The following is a 1,482-nucleotide window of genomic DNA, read 5'->3' as shown; positions in this document are numbered from 1 at the left end:
GGACGGTGCTGTTGCCCACGAGGTTGAATTGCTGGAAGATCATGCCGATCGAGCAGCGCATCGCCCTCAGTTGTCTGCGGCTGGCCTTGGTAATCGACTGGCCGTCGATCATGATGTCGCCGCCGGTGATGTCGTTGAGTCGGTTGATGGAGCGCAGCAGCGTGCTCTTGCCCGCGCCGCTGGGGCCGATGATGGCGACGAACTCGCCGTCCCGGATGGTCAGGTTGACGTCGTTGAGGCCCAGCGCGCCGTTGCCGTATTCCTTGGTCACGCCACGTATCTCGATCATGGGTTTTCCTTTCCCTGTAACGGGCGAAGGGGCGGCCGCCGGCGTCGCGTGGACGGGCGGCCGCCCCCGTCAACGGTCAGTTGGCCGCTTCCTTGATGTATTCCTCGATGGTGTCGTAGTTCTTCTCCTCGGCCTGCGTGTAGCCCTTGTGGCCCCACATGGCCATGGCGGTCTTGCCCTCCTCGTCGTTGGGCATGTCGAGGAACGCCTGCTTGATCTTGTCCTGCAGGGCCTGGTCCATCGACGGTTGGACGGCGATGGCGTCGTTCGGGATGTCGCCCTCGGTCAGGTAGAGGACGCGCAGCTCCTTGAACAGGTCCTTGCCGGCGAACTTGGAGGCGAACACGTTGCGCGCGCCCTCGAACACGAAGCAGGCGTCCTGCTGGCCCTCGAGCACGGAGGTGATCTCGCTGGGGATGTCGTTGACCGTGGTGAGCGTGGACTGCGTGGTCGGGTCGACGCCGGCCTTCTTCAATTCGACCACCGGGTAGATGTAGCCGCTGGCGGAGGAGGGGCTCAGCGTGGCGATCTTCCTGCCTTTGAGGTCGGTCAGCTTCTTCAGGTCGCTGTCGGCGCGCACGAGCACCTCGCCCTTGAACGATCCGGACAACTTGCCCTCGACCGGCTTGCCGGTGGTGCGGTCGTAGGCACCCAGCTCGGAGGTGAGGATGGCCTTGGCGGCCTGCTTGTCGCGCGCCTGCACGTAGGCGGCGGGCGGCATGATGCCGATGTCGACCTTGTGCGAGGACATGGCCTCCACGATGGTCGTGTAGTCGGTGGCGAGGGTCACATCGACCTTGCGTCCGAGCTTCTTCGACAGGTAGTCCGCGAAGGGCTTGGCCTTGGCCTGCATGCTGCCGTCGTTGTTGGTGGGCACGAACTGGAGTTCCAGCGCCTTGTCGGCGGAGTCGGAACCCTTCGACGAGCCGCAGGCGGCCATCGTGGCGCACAGCGCGACCGTGGTGGCGGCGACCGCGATGGTCCTCAGCATCTTGTTATGGATGGAAAAAGGCATGGTTCGACCTTCCTCCATGGGTTTTCGTTGTGAAAAAAGGATTTCCGTGTGATGATGGATGATGCGCGGGCCCACGGCGGGACCCGCGGCGGATGATGAAAGGAAGACTGGCGTCCGGCCGATGCCGGCGCCGGATGATGGGTGAGGTGTGGTGTTGCGGCTCCTATCTGTCCAGGTG

Annotated in this window: 2 protein-coding genes; both read right to left on the bottom strand. The window is 64.0% G+C overall.

Translation table 11 applies throughout. From position 1 onward, the window contains the following. Positions 1 to 289: ATP-binding cassette domain-containing protein (locus AB5Z52_RS17050; RefSeq protein WP_368267140.1), on the bottom strand; the 289-nt coding region annotated here is incomplete at its 3' end. 76 nt (positions 290 to 365) lie between these two features. Beyond that, positions 366 to 1,229 carry a phosphate/phosphite/phosphonate ABC transporter substrate-binding protein gene (locus AB5Z52_RS17045; RefSeq protein ID WP_368267141.1) on the bottom strand — a complete coding sequence of 288 codons (864 nt, stop codon included), beginning with the start codon at positions 1,227 to 1,229 and terminating at the stop codon, positions 366 to 368. Positions 1,230 to 1,482 lie beyond the last annotated feature (253 nt).

This window comes from Enterococcus sp. RTP21361st1_A6_RTP21361_211029 (genome assembly GCF_040910045.1).
Taxonomy (GTDB): domain Bacteria; phylum Bacillota; class Bacilli; order Lactobacillales; family Enterococcaceae; genus Enterococcus_D; species Enterococcus_D gallinarum.
The sequence above is the reverse complement of the archived record's forward strand: the minus strand, read 5'-3'. Positions and strand labels throughout refer to the sequence as shown.

What these genes read in the sequence shown, in the direction of transcription:
- AB5Z52_RS17045 (WP_368267141.1), bottom strand. Translation starts at nt 1,229, where the DNA reads ATGGCCGCCTGCGGCTCGTCGAAGGGTTCCGACTCCGCCGACAAGGCG.